General features: G+C 44.6%; 14 protein-coding genes. 4 read left to right on the top strand and 10 right to left on the bottom strand.

Annotated elements, in window-relative coordinates:
• Positions 1–3: 3 nt before the first annotated feature.
• The 3 genes from DN730_RS11540 to DN730_RS11530 all read right to left on the bottom strand — a co-directional run bounded on the left by DN730_RS11540 (position 4) and on the right by DN730_RS11530 (position 2,959).
• Positions 4–408 (bottom strand): DUF2721 domain-containing protein, encoded by a 405-nt coding sequence (locus DN730_RS11540; protein WP_115468295.1) that lies wholly within the window; start codon positions 406–408, stop codon positions 4–6.
• Positions 409–519: 111 nt separating this feature from the next.
• Complete coding sequence (locus DN730_RS11535) at positions 520–1,539, bottom strand: asparaginase (protein WP_115468294.1); 1,020 nt, start codon at positions 1,537–1,539, stop codon at positions 520–522.
• Positions 1,540–1,555: 16 nt separating this feature from the next.
• The gene (locus DN730_RS11530) at positions 1,556–2,959 is read right to left on the bottom strand and encodes an aspartate ammonia-lyase (protein WP_115468293.1); all 1,404 of its coding nucleotides are present in this window, start codon (positions 2,957–2,959) and stop codon (positions 1,556–1,558) included.
• A gap of 185 nt (positions 2,960–3,144) precedes the next feature.
• On the opposite strand from DN730_RS11530, the gene DN730_RS11525 reads away from it, so the two are divergent.
• The 4 genes from DN730_RS11525 to DN730_RS11510 all read left to right on the top strand — a co-directional run bounded on the left by DN730_RS11525 (position 3,145) and on the right by DN730_RS11510 (position 6,408).
• Positions 3,145–3,957, top strand: coding sequence for a helix-turn-helix domain-containing protein (locus DN730_RS11525; protein ID WP_115468292.1), 813 nt, complete (start codon positions 3,145–3,147; stop codon positions 3,955–3,957).
• A gap of 31 nt (positions 3,958–3,988) precedes the next feature.
• On the top strand, positions 3,989–5,257 hold the full coding sequence (locus DN730_RS11520) for an amidase family protein (protein ID WP_211313876.1): 1,269 nt from the start codon (positions 3,989–3,991) through the stop codon (positions 5,255–5,257).
• 139 nt (positions 5,258–5,396) lie between these two features.
• Entirely contained in the window at positions 5,397–5,918 is a 522-nt protein-coding gene (locus DN730_RS11515) for a cytochrome b/b6 domain-containing protein (protein WP_211313875.1), read from the top strand.
• A 64-nt stretch (positions 5,919–5,982) separates the two neighbouring features.
• On the top strand, positions 5,983–6,408 hold the full coding sequence (locus DN730_RS11510; RefSeq protein ID WP_115468290.1) for a VOC family protein: 426 nt from the start codon (positions 5,983–5,985) through the stop codon (positions 6,406–6,408).
• Between the two features lie 326 nt (positions 6,409–6,734).
• Here DN730_RS11510 and DN730_RS11505 read toward each other — a convergent pair whose 3' ends face one another.
• The 7 genes from DN730_RS11505 to DN730_RS11475 all read right to left on the bottom strand — a co-directional run bounded on the left by DN730_RS11505 (position 6,735) and on the right by DN730_RS11475 (position 16,150).
• Complete coding sequence (locus DN730_RS11505) at positions 6,735–9,959, bottom strand: type I restriction endonuclease subunit R (RefSeq protein ID WP_115468289.1); 3,225 nt, start codon at positions 9,957–9,959, stop codon at positions 6,735–6,737.
• A complete protein-coding gene (locus DN730_RS11500; protein WP_115468288.1) occupies positions 9,956–10,468 on the bottom strand; it encodes a hypothetical protein in 513 nt (170 codons plus the stop codon). The genes DN730_RS11505 and DN730_RS11500 overlap by 4 nt, the downstream gene beginning before the upstream one ends.
• Before the next feature lie 4 nt (positions 10,469–10,472).
• Positions 10,473–11,486 carry an ATP-binding protein gene (locus DN730_RS11495; RefSeq protein WP_115468287.1) on the bottom strand — a complete coding sequence of 338 codons (1,014 nt, stop codon included), beginning with the start codon at positions 11,484–11,486 and terminating at the stop codon, positions 10,473–10,475.
• 72 nt (positions 11,487–11,558) lie between these two features.
• Positions 11,559–12,491 carry a COG2958 family protein gene (locus DN730_RS11490; protein ID WP_115468286.1) on the bottom strand — a complete coding sequence of 311 codons (933 nt, stop codon included), beginning with the start codon at positions 12,489–12,491 and terminating at the stop codon, positions 11,559–11,561.
• Positions 12,488–13,807: an FRG domain-containing protein gene (locus DN730_RS11485; RefSeq protein WP_115468285.1), complete on the bottom strand. Its 1,320-nt coding sequence runs from the start codon at positions 13,805–13,807 to the stop codon at positions 12,488–12,490. Before DN730_RS11485 ends, DN730_RS11490 begins: the two co-directional genes overlap by 4 nt.
• Positions 13,808–13,812: 5 nt before the next feature.
• Positions 13,813–15,099, bottom strand: a complete 1,287-nt coding sequence (locus DN730_RS11480) for a restriction endonuclease subunit S (RefSeq protein WP_115468284.1) — start codon at positions 15,097–15,099, stop codon at positions 13,813–13,815.
• Positions 15,089–16,150, bottom strand: coding sequence for an N-6 DNA methylase (locus tag DN730_RS11475; protein ID WP_211313874.1), 1,062 nt, complete (start codon positions 16,148–16,150; stop codon positions 15,089–15,091). The genes DN730_RS11480 and DN730_RS11475 overlap by 11 nt, the downstream gene beginning before the upstream one ends.
• Positions 16,151–16,197: the final 47 nt, after the last annotated feature.

The raw sequence follows: 16,197 nt of genomic DNA, 5'->3' as shown, positions 1-16,197 counted from the left end.
GCATTAGCGTTTTTTTCGGTGTTTAAAGTCGACTTTAAAGTTTTTTAAATGGACGTCTAGCGCATCGCAGGAAATGTTAATTTCACGTACAGATAAGTAGAGTGAATACAGTAAGCAGCCTAAACTGGCAGCGAAAATGTAGCCACCTAGGTCCACGTATTGCCAATATAGCGCTAGCATCGACACAACGCATAAGAAAAAGCTGACTACCCCCGCTTCTTGCATACGACGAATAAGGTAAATACGTCGCCTTAGATTATTGATCTGCTGTTTTGTGTTCTCTGAGCTATGTTCAGGATCGAAATTTCGAATTATCGATGCCAGTGTTACAAAGCGGTTGGTATACGCTAATAACAGCAATGATACGGCTGGGAACAGCATTGCAGGAGTGGTGAGTGAAATGGTCATTAGGTGCTCTTGAAGCTGTTAAAAGAAAAATAATCGCTTAGGCCAGTAAACTAATCAACCCACTACAGACTAATTTCACCACTCCGTCCGTTTTGTAACGAATGATCGCGTTTAGGTGGTTGATACTTCGTGGACGATTGCTTGTGCCCAGCACTTTTGTATATCGTCGTAGTTTAATTGCTGCATCAACAGCCAATGGATTTTGGCAAACGCCGCCTCCAATGTGATGTCTTGACCATCTAACACGCCATATCGGCTCAGCAGTGATCCCGCTGCATACGTGCCTTGAGAGGTCCCACCATGCGAGCATTGGGTAACGTTAATAACTAATTTACCTTGCTTTTGCATATCCGCGATAAAGTCGACAAACTGGGTGTCTTGACTGGCAATATTGCCTGCCCCATATGTTTGTAGAATGACTGCCTGGCAATTAGAGGCGCTTAAAAAACCAGCGTACGCATAATTCGGAAGCCCAGGATGAATGGTTAGAACTCCGACACCATCATTGCTGAAATTACGTGTTCTTGGCTCCGGTGATCGGGTCTTGTCATAGAATGGCACTAACTCACTTGCTTGTGTATCTGGTAGAAGTTCCGCAATAGGGTCTGCGTTAAAAGACAAAAAGGCAGAAAAATCGTTGCTGCTGAACTTAGTGACTCGAGCCCCTTGTAATAGGTGGTGTCGGAAGAATACGGTAACCATGCCAACAACCCCTTGATTAACCAGCTTCATAGCTGATTCAAGGTTTGTATCGGCGTCACTATTTTTCATTCCCAGTGGGATTTGCGAACCCGTGAAAATGACATTCTTGTCACACCTCCCGAGCATGAAAGAGAGAGCTGCGGCACTGTAGGCCAGTGTGTCAGTTCCATGTAGTACGATAAATCCAGAGTACAGATGCCATTGCTGCTGCAGGGTGTCATAAATCTGACTCCAATTAGCAGGTGTAATATTAGAGCTATCGATTAAAGGGGATAGCTCTAATACGTCAAATTCAGGTAGGTCGCTGAGACGATCGCCAAGTATCTCAACAATGCGAGATTGCAGACCAGAAGAGGGCGCTAGACCCTCATCGGTCTGCATCATGCCTATGGTGCCGCCGGTGTAAATGACTAGTGTTTTTGTCGTCACGGTATCTCCTTTGCCGTCAAGCCAATGCGTTGGTCGGGGCTATCATGTTTTCAGGTTTTAGCAATTCATTGAGCTCGTGTTCCGTTAGTAACTGCTCTTTGAGTATCAATGATTTGACGGTTGCTCCTGTCATTAGCGCCTCTTTTGCGATACGTGAAGAGTTGGAGTAGCCAATGCGTGGTACAAGAGCGGTTATGATGCCAATGCTATTTTCAACGTGAGCTAAACAAGCTGATTCATTCGCTTCAATGCCTTGGATACAACGCTCATTTAACATGTTGCAAGCTTCCTTAAGCATTTTTAGTGAATTCAGTAAATTGTAAATAATCATGGGCTCCATTGCGTTGAGTTGCAATTGCCCCGCTTCCGCAGCCATGGTGATCGCAAGGTCCGATGCAATGACTTGATACGCTGTCTGGTTCATGGCCTCCGGGATCACAGGGTTTACTTTGCCTGGCATGATTGAAGAGCCTGGCTGCATTTTAGGAAGCATAATTTCCCCAAAACCTGTGCGTGGGCCGCTTGATAGTAGCCGAAGATCATTACTCATTTTGCTTAGTTTGATCGCCAATCGCTTAAGAATACCAGAGAAGAATACAAAAGCCCCCATATCTGAGGTAGCTTCTACTAAGTTTGACGCAGGGACCAACGGTTTTTTAGAGATTGTGGCGAGCTTTTCAATCGCCTTTTGCGAATAGCCTTTCGGTGTATTAATACCTGTACCGATCGCTGTTCCGCCTAAATTTACCTCACACAATAGCGCACAGGCTTCTTTGATGCGGTCGATGTCTTCCCCTAATGTTACGGCGAAAGCTTCGAACTCTTGACCAAGCGTCATAGGTACTGCATCTTGTAGCTGTGTCCGGCCCATTTTCAACACATGTGAAAATTCTCTGCCCTTTGCTTCCAGCGAAAGTTTGAGCTGATGAAGTGCTGGGAGAAAATTGTCCGCAGCAAATTGAATACCTAAGCAGGCCGCCGTTGGGTACGCGTCGTTCGTCGATTGGGACTTATTAACATGGTCATTAGGGTGTAAATGATCATAATCGCCAAGCTGGTAACCGAGTTTCAGTAACGCGATGTTTGCGATGACCTCGTTGGCGTTCATGTTGGTTGATGTGCCTGCACCACCTTGAATAACATCAACGATAAAATGTTCATGGTGTTGGCCATTGATTAGATCCTGACACGCAAAGACAATCGCGTCGGCTTTATCTTCATCCAATAGTTTGAATTCTTGGTTGGTGCGTGCGGCGGCGGCTTTGACCATTGCCAGAGCTTTGATCAGTTCTGGGAAATGAGCAATCGGAACGCCAGTTATCTTAAAGTTTTCAGCGGCGCGTAGGGTTTGTATCCCATACAGCGCATTGGCTGGGACATGTAAATTACCTAAGAGATCGTATTCAGATCGAGTATTCATAGTTTTGCTCATTACAGGTGTGCGACGATGTAGTCTCTATTGAAACGAAATTCACACCAAAAGTAGATTCTGTAATCTGATAGGATTTGATGCTAGATGGCGTTACTTTGGCATCAAGTAGCGCTTTCTTGTAGGTTTAACTACCGCCGTATACGCGCTAGTATGCAATGAATTGGGAGGTGTACATGAACGAGAGTTTTCCAGAAAATTTACGGTTGCTATGTAGCTACTACAAATCGATAGCAGATGTATGTCGCCGTCTGTCGGTGAATCGACCTCAATTCAACCGTTACTTAAGTGGTACGACGTTTCCTTCGAACAGCACGCTGCGCCGTATTTGTGATTTCTTTGGTGTAGAAGAGCACGAGATTCTGTTACCGCAAAGCCAGTTTAGACGATTGCTTCAAGTGCGACCAGTGACGGAACAGGAAACCGCTCCTGCAACCCCCGAACAGCAATATTTTGATAAGCTAAACAGCGTAGGTCAAAACCGTATAGAGAAATACGTGGGTTACTACTTCGAATATTATTTGTCCATGGCCTACCCCGGGAAAGTCTTAAGAACATTAGTTTGTATCGAACGCCAAGGCAACAAAACCTATTACCAACGCACTGAGCGTTTAACTCCTCGTCGGTCTGGAAAGCCATTCCATGGTATGTACAAAGGCGTTGTGCAATATTTGGGAGACCGAATTTTCTTGCACGACTATGAAACGCTTACTCATATGGAAATGACACAAACGATACTGTACCCAACATTTCAGAATCGAGTAGATCGACTGACGGGGTTGCGTCTTGGGGTATCAGGAAGTGGGGAGCGTATGCCGTGTTGTACGCGTGTTGTGCTTGAATTTATAGGTAAAGAGATCAAGCGCAATAAGGTCATGGGGATGCTTGGACTTTATGATTTTGAAGATGAACGGTTAGACGATGATATTCGTGAGTCCATCCGCAATGATATTGCGCCTGGAGAATGGCACTTCCGAGCTCGGTTCTAAATAGTAATAGATTGTATAAGGGCAGGTAAGCATGGATAAGAACATTGAATGGCAGGGGCGAGATCTTTCTAAGCGTTTGGAAACGCTCACCCACGCTATGTCTAATCAGGACTCAGTCTTTATTCGCCGACCTTTCATCGATATTTCAGGACAGCAAAACGGCCCGTTATCTGGTGCGATCGTCTCGGTAAAAGCAACGTTTGATGTGGCGGGTTACCCGACTACGGCTGGCACCCAAATTTTAGGCGCACAGTGTGCAGAAAACGACGCAGAGGCTGTCGCCCGTTTAAGAGCGGCTGGCGCTAGCATAATGGGTCACACCAATATGACTGAATTGGCGTATTCGGGGGTGGGGTTGAACCCACACTATGGCACACCTGTGAATCCGCTAGCCCCTAATTGCATACCTGGCGGCTCCACTAGTGGGGGAGCGGTCTCGGTCGCGACAGGATTGGCCGATATTGCATTAGGAACAGATACTGGCGGTTCGTTACGTATCCCAGCCGCTTTTTGTGGCCTAACTGGGTTTAAGCCGAGTCAAGCCAGCGTTCCTAGATCAGGATGCGCACCGTTGTCTCAGTCATTAGACAGTGTGGGTGTCATGGCAAACAATGTAGAAACCTGTGAGCTTGGTTGGCAGATACTGGCGTCGGATTGGTGCAGTGATCAACGTGATGCCGATCTCACAATCGTAGTGCCAGAAAATTTTGGTTTAGATCAGCTTGACGACGAGATTGCAAAGGGCTTCGAAGAAGCGTTAGAACGCCTTAAGAAACATGGTATTCGTATTGAACGACAGACCTTGCCCCTTTTTGATGACTATAAAACACTGCCAGTTTGGCAATTTTCGGCAGTAGAAAGTCGGCGCCATTATGGGCCGCTATTTTCACTAGAGGATGAACGCTTAGATCCGCGAGTGAGGCAACGAATTAAGCGTGGGGAGTCTGTTTCTGATCAAACGTTTAATGACACCTGCGCGCAACGTGCAGCCTTGATAGAGCACAGCCAAGCGGACTACGCCGACACTGTTTTTATGATGCCGACAGTCGCATGCTTGGCGCCTAAGTTCGAAGAACTCGAGTCGGATGAAGAGTTTGATCGCATCAACTTGCTGTGCCTTCGAAATACCACATTTGCAAACGTCATCGATGGATGCAGTATTTCGCTACCCTACCAATTTAATTCGCATACCATGGGGATTATGCTGACAGCAATGAACGGCAAAGATCGATCGCTGCTTGCACTCGCGCGGGCAATTCAACCCCTTCTTGCTGAGGCTTCCCCTTGTAGCAACGATTAACCATTGCCAAATCTCGAATTCCTTAAGTTTTATTTAAGACTCTTCTCATAAACTTTCCTAGTGAGTTCATATACTAGAGAACCGATAAGGATCGGCTCTCTAGCGGAAGGTTAATTAAGTCGGTCAACTTAGGAATAAAATGATGCGCACACAAGGAAAAATATGGGATCCGGTTATTCGTTTGTTTCATTGGTCCGTTGCTTTAGCATTTTTGCTGAACTACTTCTTCTTTGAGGAAGGAGGGGACTCTCATGAGTTAGCGGGATATTACATTCTGTGTGCTCTAGGTGTTCGGCTAGTTTGGGGGGTGATTGGTAGCTCCAATGCTCGTTTCAAACACTTTTTCCCGACAGTGGCGAATGTTAAAGCGCACATCGCCTTGCTGCGAGCAGGACGTATCCCGGAAGAGAATGGTCACAACCCAGTTGGGGCTTTAATGATTTTTGCCTTATTGTTTGGTCTTTGTTTGACGGGGCTGAGTGGTTGGAGCTTGGCTGAGCTATTCCACGGTGAGGGGTGGATGAAAGATATTCATGAGGTCGCAGCCAACCTGACTTTTATGCTGGTACTCGTGCATGTCGGTGCTGTGGTGCTATTCAGTTACACTGGCCCACGTAACCTGATTGCACAGATGGTGACAGGAAGAATATCAAAGCGATAATATGATCGTATGATACACGTCGCGCCTATAATAGGGTGCTAACGACCGTTACTAAGGAGAGACGATGAGTTTACAACCCTTCCATTTAGCAATCCCTGTGTATGACGTGCCACTAGCGCGTCAATTCTATCGCGATGTTTTTGGCCTTGAAGAAGGGCGCTCCACCGATGTTTGGGTCGATTTCAACTTCTTTGGCCACCAGCTCGTCATTCACCAACATCCCAAAACACCTACTCAAGACATGGCAAATACCAATTCAGTGGATGGTCATGACGTCCCAGTACCGCATTTTGGCGTAGTGCTGACATGGGAACAGTGGGAGGCATTGGCGCAAAGATTGAAATCTTTAAACACCGAGTTTGTTATCGAACCTTATGTCCGTTTCAAGGGAGAGGTCGGTGAACAAGCGACCATGTTCTTACTGGATCCATGCGGTAATGCCCTTGAATTCAAAGCCTTTAAAGACATGAATATGCTGTTTGCTAAGTAGACCTGTTCGGTTGTAATACCAAATAGCTGAGAAAGTGGAATAAAATTTGTGACTCCTAGCTAGCCAAATTGGTGAGAAGTGCAGTTCTATATTTCTGGTGGATTAAGATCTATGTGCAAGTTTTTTGGTTGAGTTTATTTAGCCTCATAATATAGGTGTCACCATACTTCCAAGATAGCTTTAGTCGTTCTCCGACAAAAAGGTGCTCAATCAACTTTTCTCGCTAGGAGGAATGTAAAAAGTTCTTTTCAGTCATAATGATGCCTACTAAATTTCGTTTAACCTGATCCTGAAACCCCTTTAACTACCCAGGGAACGGCACTTTCTCATGACCAGCTATCAGAAAGTGCTTCAGCTTGTTCTAGAACCAAACGAATTGCTTCATCAGAGCGATCTGGTGGGTATTTGAATCTCCGTAAGAGTCTGCGCACAAGGTTACGCATTCGGGCGCGAACGCTTTCACGTTTAGACCAGTCTACCGTAGCTGATTTACGTAGTTGGTGGGTAAGCTCTATGGCCAATTTACGAAGGTTGTCGTCGCCAAGCTCTCGCACAGAGGCTTCGTTGGTAACTAAGGCTCGGTAGAATGCGATTTCATCTGCGGAGAGATTCATTTCCTTCATCATCTCAGCATCAGCTTGCATCTCCTTGGCCCACTGAATCAGTTCTTCAATGACTTGAGCTGTTTCAATACTGCGATTGTGGTATTTCTGAAGCGTTGCCATGATACGGTCAGAGTACTTTTTCTCTTGTACTTTATCCGTTTTCATTCGAGCTTTCACTTCATCGCGTAGCAGCTTTTCTAGCAGCTCAACGGCTAAGTTTTTCTCCTTCATGTGCTTCATATCTTCTAGAAACTCATCAGAAAGTAAGCCGATGTTTGGCTTATCTAATCCCACAGATTTAAAGATATCGTCTACACCATCAGAGACTACGGCATTGTTAAGGATTTGGCGAAGAGCTGAATTTCGCAGCTCATCACTGCGTTTTTGATCCACCGTAGAGTGTTTTAAGAACGCTGTTTTTACCGCTCCATAAAAGGCAATTTCACTTTTGTAAGGCTCGACTTCATCTAAGGTGTTACAAAGAGAATAGGCTTTATTCAACTGCGTCATGGCATCAAGGAATCGACGCTTTCCATCTCTGACTTCTTGACCATCACGGCTAGTGTGGCTCAATCCAGAAATATGGTTTACTGCTCCTGGTAGTAGCTGTAGTGGTTTGGTTTCGTAATCATCGAGGTACGAAAATACCGCTCCATTATCTGAAGGGGTGGCAAACATACCGCGAATAATATCAATACGCTCTTCTAAGTATGCAAAGGCCTCTGCGGTATCAACGGTTGGTTGACCTTTGCCTTGGCTATTGGTGTAAGTTTTGAGAGCGTCTTTTAGATCATTTGCGATACCAAGATAATCGACCACTAGGCCGCCAGGTTTATCTTTAAATACTCGGTTTACACGAGCAATCGCCTGCATCAAGTTGTGGCCTTTCATCGGCTTATCGATATACATGGTATGACAGCAGGGGGCGTCAAAGCCTGTCAGCCACATATCACGCACGATAACTAATTGCAGCTCGTCTTCAGTATCTTTAAAGCGCTTCTCAAATAGCTTTTTGGTTTTCTTATCATAGATGTGCGGCTGCATCTTCTTATGGTCGGATGCGGAGCCTGTCATTACAATTTTGATCGCCCCTTTAGCGGGATCATCATCGTGCCACTCAGGTTTAAGCGCAACGATAGCGTCGTATAAATCGACACAGATCTCTCGGCTCATACCTACGATCATGGCTTTGCCTGGGAAGGTTTCGATACGAGTCGTGAAGTGTTCAACTAAGTCTTTGGCCACCGCCTCAATACGTGGCTGAGCACCGACAAGCTTTTCTAGAGCGGACCATTGGGATTTGATCTTCTCCCTATTGGCGGTTTCTTCCTCTTCGCCAATTTCGTCCTCTACTTCATCGTTTAATGCTTCAATTTTATCTTGATTGATGTCGAGCTTAGCTAAGCGTGACTCGTAGTAGATAGGTACGGTCGCACCATCGTCTACGGCGTCTTGGATATCGTAAATCGATACATATTCACCAAATACGCTGCGGGTATCTTTGTCATCAATATCGATTGGAGTTCCGGTAAAACCAATAAAAGAAGCATTCGGCATAGCATCACGCATGTACTTGGAGTATCCATATACATAGCGTTGGCCAACTACTACGCCATTGTCGTCTTTGACGTTTACTAGGCGTGCTTTATTCCCGTACTGGCTACGATGGGCTTCATCTGAAATAACAATAATGTTTGAACGTTCAGAGAGCTTTGGATGCTCAGTTTCCTTTTCTAATAACGAAAATTTCTGCACGGTGGTAAAAATTATGCCACCTGACTGGCGACTGGCTAGTAGCTCTCGTAAGCCATCGCGTCCGTCAGCTTGCTGTGGGATCTGCTTTAGAGTTTCACTCGCCATGGAGAAGGTATTGTACAGCTGGCTATCCAGATCATTTCGATCAGTAACGACTACAATGGTTGGATTATTCAGCTCCGGCTGCTGCAATAATTTACTGGCATAGCAAACCATAGAGATACTTTTACCGCTGCCTTGGGTATGCCAGACAACACCGGCTTTACGACTCCCAGGCTTAACTTTTTCAAGGTACGTGGCACGCCGCTCGCCTACACCAACTTGGTTGTCAGCGGCGATCACAGTAGCTTGCACAGCAGCACGAACTGCATGGAACTGATGGTAACCAGCAATCTTTTTAATAACTTTGTCGCCATCATTTTCAAACAAAATGAAATAGCGCAGATAATCCAGTAATAGCTCGGGTTTAAAGAAACCGCGAACCATGGTCTCCAACTGAAACTCTAGTAATGGCTTATCGTCTTCGTGAGTGATCGTTTTCCATGGCAAGAAACGCTCTTGATTGGCGGTCAATGAGCCAACACGCGCCACCCATCCATCACTGACCACTAAGGCTTCGTTAAAAACAAATAGGTCAGAGATTTCGTCTTTGTAAGTTTGCAGCTGATTATATGCATTCCAGATGTCAGTCTGCTCATTGGCTGGGTTTTTCAGCTCGATTACTGCCATGGGGAGGCCGTTGATGAAAACAACGATATCCGGGCGGCGGTTGCCTTTCGAACCAGTAATAGTGAACTGGTTAACCACCAAAAACTCGTTGTTCTCAGGCTCATTGAAGTCGATCAATCGAACATGAGTGTGTTTTGTTACTTGCAGACCATCTACCGTAGCAGAATACTCAAGAGGTACACCTTCAATGAGATACTTATGAAAGATCCGGTTATTTTTAATCAGAACAGGTGTTTCAGGCGTGGCAACGGTTTTCGCTACTTCAACCAGACTATCGTAGGGTACTAACGGATTGAGTTTGACTAACTTATTGATCAAGCGCTCACGTAAAGTAACTTGCTGGAAGTCCTCTCGCTCAGGAGCAGAGCCATCAGGTGCGATGTTATAGCCATTCACATAGTCATAATTAAGCTCTCGAAACCAATCAAGGCACAGCTGTTCTAATAGATCTTCGGTGATCACTGAATTAATCCCTCTCTTCTTGCGAAATGGGCGTTAATGACTTTTACATCCATCAAGTCATGTCGCCATACTGCTAGAAGCTTTTTAAAGCGAGTTTGGAGCTTATCCGTAAGCTGAGGTAAAAAGTGATTGGGAACGTCTGGAATAACCAAACGAAGTTGGATTTGAAGTGCAGACCAAGGCATCCCTTGCATCTTGATTGGTAGTTCAGCACAACACACTTGATTGCGGCCTAACGCACTTGTTCCATGAAGTAGAAGAGCATTTTCAAATTTTTCGAACAGGTTGTCGAAGTAGGTTTCGTATTCAGTGGCATCCGTTTTAGGGTTAGGGATGCTGGACTTAGCTTCAACTAGCCATAATTTAGCTGAAGATTCATCAAAGTAGGTAAACTCCACCATTTTGAAACCCTCACCGAGGGATCTATGACCGTTGGAGTGCTCGATCTGATAGCAGGCCTCTGAATCAAACGGCCCAAATGTCATCCCTGATTCTTCTATCGTGGTCATCTTGTTAGTTTATTCCTTCAAACTCAGCCTCAAATAAGCGTACCGATTCATTGATGATCTCATTGTCGGGCAGCCCATCTTTCAGCAAGCAGCTTTGGCTCCAACTACCATCGACTTGTCCCATAAATGTCGGGATAGGCATGTGCTTTTGCTTAGCAACTAATAACAGCTTTTTGATCACATAGTAAGAATGTGTCGCGATAAAGAACTGAATACCAGCCTCCGCCAATACGGTAATAATTTCTAGCAGTTGTATAATCGCGGTAGGGTGCAAAGCTGACTCGGGCTCATCTATAAAGACAATAGAGTCTTTATCGAGAAAGCGGTTACCAAGCAGCGTATCCAAAATGGCAATTTTCTTCACGCCTTCCGCGGTCGACATAATCGAATATTTGGTATTGCCTTTTTTATAGATCCATTTGTCACCTTCAAAGGTCACCTTGCCATGAAAGATGCTTTCGAGCTTTTTGCGTGACTCCGAAAAGGCAGCGTGATTACGGCCCTTCTGTGTCGGCAGTTTGAGTGCTTTTACCAAATCAGAATAGGTCGCATCAAAACCAAACAGCTTGTCGATTTCAGTGGATTTATGAATTACATCCATCAACGACAAGACTTCTTTTGGTGGTAAAAAGACGGAATTAGAGGCGCGTGTCACAAGATTGTTGTGAGAGGGGGTGACTTTTTTTGTCGTGTCTTTACCAAAGCCAAACACCAAGGAGCTATTATCGTCCATTGAAAACGTAGCGTTCAATTTGTGACCGTCTCCTTTGGTCACAATATCGCCGATTTTATCGACTTGAAACGTCCAATAAAGCTTGTCGCTCAGCACTTCAGAAAAATCTTGGTTGTTGTTGCCACGATGGGCTTCCTCATGACTACGAATGGCGCTGTACAAAGCTTTAAGTAAAAAGGTCTTGCCAGTGCTGTTGGCACCTAAGATCAAATTGATCTTACCAAGGGATTTCCCTTCGGCCTTGGTAATTGGGCCAAAATTTTGCAGTGTAAATTCACGAATCATTGAAGCATCCTAATCTGGTCTCTCTGTCCTAATATACATTGCCCATCCAGCAAATCGAAGCATTGAGCGCGTTTATCTATTCCAAGCGTGCCTAATGAGCTTGCCTGTCTGGTTATAAATCCCAACTTGCTCAATGTAGTAATGAAAATCGCTGTTTTCAGTAACGATACGATTAGCCGATTGCCAATCTACATTGCTACGTTCTTGAGCGGGGATCAAGATTTGGCTGTCGAACAGTGATTCCGTATTGAGTAATAGCACCCCAATACCATGCAAACTGCAAAGCATTTGTAGTTCGGATTCCACATCACTGTTTAATCCCGTAGCGACAAGGTAGCCGTAGTTTGCCCAGCTAGAGTTGGATACCGCTTGGAAAAAGCATTTGCGCACATTGCCCTTGGTTAGGTGTTTTTTCACTTCAAAAGACCACAAGCGCACAGAGCTTTGATGGCCGCTACGAACACAGCTGCGTACCGCTTCGTCCCAACCTTGATCAAGTGGCTCTAGGGCAACGATGTCTGGGTGCAACCAATGGTTGCCACCGCTACCATGGGTATTTTTAGATTTACGTTCGTCGATACGCTGGCAATATAGCCCTAAGTCTTTGCTTAGATACTCAATCAACATGGGGTATAAGTCATGCTCACTGAAGCTAGGGTCAGCTAACGGCGTATCGACTTCTAGAGTCTCCACTTCGTCGTTTTCCGTCACAAATTCTGCTGTTTGTTCGGGGTTGGCATTCCAGTAATAGAGTCGCGGACGCGGCTTGTCACGCGTCGCCACATTGGCACAAGCCTTCTGAGCAGCAACCGTGCGCTCTCCACCCACTTCAGCAGCAAGTTGAGCAATCAGCTTTTCTTCGGTGTTATAGCGCGGATTGGTTTGTTTTTCCGCCATTTCTTGCGGGTAGCGTGTTAGAAACGCCTTCGCCAAATCCCGAGCTGTAAATTTCTGATCGGGACTGTCTCTAAGGGTTTCAATGATCATTTCTACACGAGTTGTCATACACTAGCCTCAGCCAGAGAGTCATGTTCAGCACAGATACTAGCGACAATATTTGCTAGGTTTTTTGCTGCTACAGGAATTTGTTCCTGAGGATATTCAGTTTTTCTTAGCTGATGAGAAATTGATATTCTTAACTTGGCTAGAAGGTTCTCTTTCTTGTACCAATCAATACCTGGGGCTGATTTCGCAAAGTCGATAATGAAGTCAATTACGGGGGCTAACCGATAATATGAAACAGCTGATACTTGCTCATCAAATGACAATGCTTCGTTAAGCTCATCGCGCCTAGATTGCAGTGCTACATCATAATCATTCGAGCTACTTGTCTCCGAGATAGATACTTGAACACTAAGTTTATTCTCAGGAGCTCCCTCTGAAAGCCTGATGTCTTGGCTGGAAGCTTTCTTTTTCTTAGCTAAAACGGCTTCACGAATTAGATCATTACAATATCCAGATGAACCTATTAGGTCAGGGAATATGCTTGCATGATGTATATTCATTTTATGAAGCTTCTTTAAGCACTTATTTCGAGTGTCTGGCTCGTTCGGTACGTGAATGCAGCATATATACTTAGCTACCTCATTCACATCCTCAACATCGATACCTTTTTCAGATAGCAGCGTGTAGAGGCTGGACTCAAGTTTTTCATCGTATGGTGCAAATGTGAACAGTCCAGCTTGGTTTACAAGCCTACCATGGTCATCAATTGCGGGTTCTACGATTCTAAGATATTGACCCTCTGTATTCTCTGGTTCTGAATTCTCTAATGCTTTTTCGTATTCGTCTTCAATGAAGTGACGATTCAAGATGAATATGGTTCGGCTGTAGTTACTACAGTCTCCATTATCATCAAGCCACGTTGGATCATCAGCACCTTCAAATGCGAAAAACAAAGAAACATATGGAGATAAGCTCCAGTCAAGTAACGGGGTCGCCAAACCATGATGCTGGCCGAGAGCCCAAAGTTCACTGTCTGAACTCAAAACACTTTTATCGTTAAGACGACCCCGAGTTGAAAGACGAAAGTTCTTCAGCTGTTTTTTTGCAATTTCTTCGCTAACCGCATGCCCTACAAGCCTATCAAGAGTCGGCTCAAGCTCCCATTTATAATGTTTTTGGCCTCGGAAAACATAATGGCCCTCTGAGTCATTGTCACAGTAATAGGCAACAACTCGATCAAACTCTTCCCACGATTCAATTCTGCATGAAGGAATTAGCCCATCAACTGTCTTGTTGTAAATGGCAAACTCAGGCCATACTGGCAGATTCAAGTAGTACTTTTCGTTTTCTGGCTTGTGATCTTTTGGGATATCCATTGAATTTAAGAGTCCATATCATTTGCTAGGCTGATTTCACCAGAAAGAAGTTTTGGCAATAAAGTATTTCTGAGTTTTGAAAGCTCGATATTTTCTCGGACATTGTTTTCTATTTTTTGCAAAAGTGGGGATACTATTGCATCAAATTTATTTGCTAGGGGGACGCCAGAAAATGCCGTTACATAGGTGTCGAATGTTTTCGTTGTGATAGTATCGAAAACAGCCCCATGGGTGTTCTGTTGTAACGTGCTAACAGCTTCTTTAAGGTTGAAATAATTGAAGTAGTCTCCAACTTCCTTTCCTTTGATGCCGTAGCAAGACTGGTTCATACACATGTCAGTCCCAAGCAATGCCAGCTTTCCGACTGTGCCGCGAGCGGTAATTATTGTTGTGCCTTTGGGAAGCAATTTGGTTGAAGACTTTTGAAGACCAAACTCCGTTATTTTTTCTTCAGTATCTACCACAAAGACGTTACTGCCAGTTGGTACATCCTTTACTGAAAACCAAGGAATATCACCATTCCAATAGGTTTCTTCGGAACGTTTTGGTGTACCGCCACCTGTTAGTTGAATCAAACTTGATAGGTTGCTAACTGCCCACCCCTCCGGTATCAGCCCCAATTCACTTTCAACAAGTTTATCCGGAAACAGAGCAGCAGTTGCTTCATCCATACCTACTGGCCGCTCGCCATTCATTTTGGCTTTAACGGGATCGAAGTCGACAAACCATGATTTGAAGATGGTTTGTGCCATTGCTTCTAAAGTTTGATTGATGTTTGTATTCGTATTAATTTTCAAATCAAACGAATTCAAAACTGTAGATATGGATTTCTGTGTTTTATGATCGGGTAGCTTAAATTCATATTCTCTCATTAATTTAAGTCCGACGTTTTTAATCGTCGAACCTGTAGCGAGATTGTGTATGTAATTTTGAAAATCATGGCCTGTTAATACATACCTTATGAAATCTTTATCGACTTCAGGCAATATGTTCAAATAACAGGCGCTCTTACCCAAAAAAACTTTCTCTCCTTGATAAGTGCCTATATTCCCCAGTGTTCCGTTGATTGAAACCAAGATAGTTCGATGGTTTAAATCTTTTTTGTGTTTGAGATACTCCTCTTCAGATGCACGTTTTGTACTTTCATTAATTATAATGGAACCATTTGATAAGTTGTTTCCATTGATAAAAAAGTACTCACCATTATCTTCATATTTTGGCGTGCCATGTAAACCATCACCAATTTTTGATGTTACATCAGCGAGAGATACCAAAGGCCATTCACAGCTCATAACCCAACCCCGCTAGGTTCTTTTTAATCTCTGCTTCTAGCTTGGCGGATTCTGCAAATTGCCCACTGAGTTTTTGCGTCAAGTCTGACATTTTCTCTGTAAAGGGAACACCATCATCTTCCACATCCATTGCACCCACATAGCGGCCTGGCGTTAGGACAAAATCATGCTTCTTAATTAGTTTAAAGTCGGCGGATTTACAGAAGCCCGCTTGGTCTTGGTATTCGATCCCATTTACCGCTTCACCGGTTTTCCACGCGTGGTAGATATCGGCTACTTTGTTGATATCGTCACGATCAAAGTCACGCAGTACGCGATCTTTCATATAGCCTAGGTTACGTGCATCGATAAATAAAACTTCTTCGGAGCGATCACGTAGCTTGCGACCGGCTTTGTCGGTGCGCATCCCCTTGTTTTTGGTTAAGAACCATATACAAGCTGGGATCTGTGTATTGGTAAATAGCTGACCTGGTAAGGCCACCATACATTCTACTAGATCATTTTCGATCAGGGCTTTACGAATCTCACCTTCGTTATTGGTGGTTGAGCTCATGGAGCCGTTCGCTAGTAATAGTGCTTGCGAGCCATCTGCCGCTAAGTGATACAGCATATGTTGTAGCCAAGCGAAGTTGGCATTATTGGCTGGTGGTGTACCGTATTTCCAACGTGGGTCGTTATCGTCTACACCTGCGTTCCATTCCTTCATATTGAAGGGAGGGTTAGCCATGATAAAGTCGGCGCGTAAATCTGGGTGCTGATCGCTGGTGTAAGTGCTGGCAGGCTCTTTACCGAAATCGTAGTCTAAGCCACGGATCGCCATATTCATCGCCGCCAATTGCCAAGTGGTGTAGTTGTACTCTTGACCATAGATGGAGATTTTTTGCTTTTGCGTAATAGGATCGATGTCGTATTTATTGGCGTAGCGTTCGATAAACTTTTCTGATTGCACAAAGAAACCGCCAGAGCCTACGCACCCGTAACATTCGTCACTGGTGACAAGGGCTGTAGGCCATGATTTCTCTGCATTGTAGGCGGCTTCCAAATTGTCCATAGGTTACCATTCTAGATGGTGACATTTTTATATTTTTGTCACCACGC

The organism is Marinomonas piezotolerans (assembly GCF_003362755.1).
GTDB classification, from domain to species: Bacteria; Pseudomonadota; Gammaproteobacteria; order Pseudomonadales; family Marinomonadaceae; genus Marinomonas; species Marinomonas piezotolerans.
This window is presented reverse-complemented; position numbering and strand designations above follow the sequence as displayed.

Coding starts and splice junctions, on each gene's coding strand:
- DN730_RS11540 (WP_115468295.1), bottom strand. CDS start 408: ATGACCATTTCACTCACCACTCCTGCAATGCTGTTCCCAGCCGTATCA.
- DN730_RS11530 (WP_115468293.1), bottom strand. CDS start 2,959: ATGAATACTCGATCTGAATACGATCTCTTAGGTAATTTACATGTCCCA.
- DN730_RS11525 (WP_115468292.1), top strand. CDS start 3,145: ATGAACGAGAGTTTTCCAGAAAATTTACGGTTGCTATGTAGCTACTAC.
- DN730_RS11520 (WP_211313876.1), top strand. CDS start 3,989: ATGGATAAGAACATTGAATGGCAGGGGCGAGATCTTTCTAAGCGTTTG.
- DN730_RS11515 (WP_211313875.1), top strand. CDS start 5,397: ATGATGCGCACACAAGGAAAAATATGGGATCCGGTTATTCGTTTGTTT.
- DN730_RS11510 (WP_115468290.1), top strand. CDS start 5,983: ATGAGTTTACAACCCTTCCATTTAGCAATCCCTGTGTATGACGTGCCA.
- DN730_RS11500 (WP_115468288.1), bottom strand. CDS start 10,468: ATGACCACGATAGAAGAATCAGGGATGACATTTGGGCCGTTTGATTCA.
- DN730_RS11495 (WP_115468287.1), bottom strand. CDS start 11,486: ATGATTCGTGAATTTACACTGCAAAATTTTGGCCCAATTACCAAGGCC.
- DN730_RS11490 (WP_115468286.1), bottom strand. CDS start 12,491: ATGACAACTCGTGTAGAAATGATCATTGAAACCCTTAGAGACAGTCCC.
- DN730_RS11485 (WP_115468285.1), bottom strand. CDS start 13,807: ATGGATATCCCAAAAGATCACAAGCCAGAAAACGAAAAGTACTACTTG.
- DN730_RS11480 (WP_115468284.1), bottom strand. CDS start 15,099: ATGAGCTGTGAATGGCCTTTGGTATCTCTCGCTGATGTAACATCAAAA.
- DN730_RS11475 (WP_211313874.1), bottom strand. CDS start 16,150: ATGGACAATTTGGAAGCCGCCTACAATGCAGAGAAATCATGGCCTACA.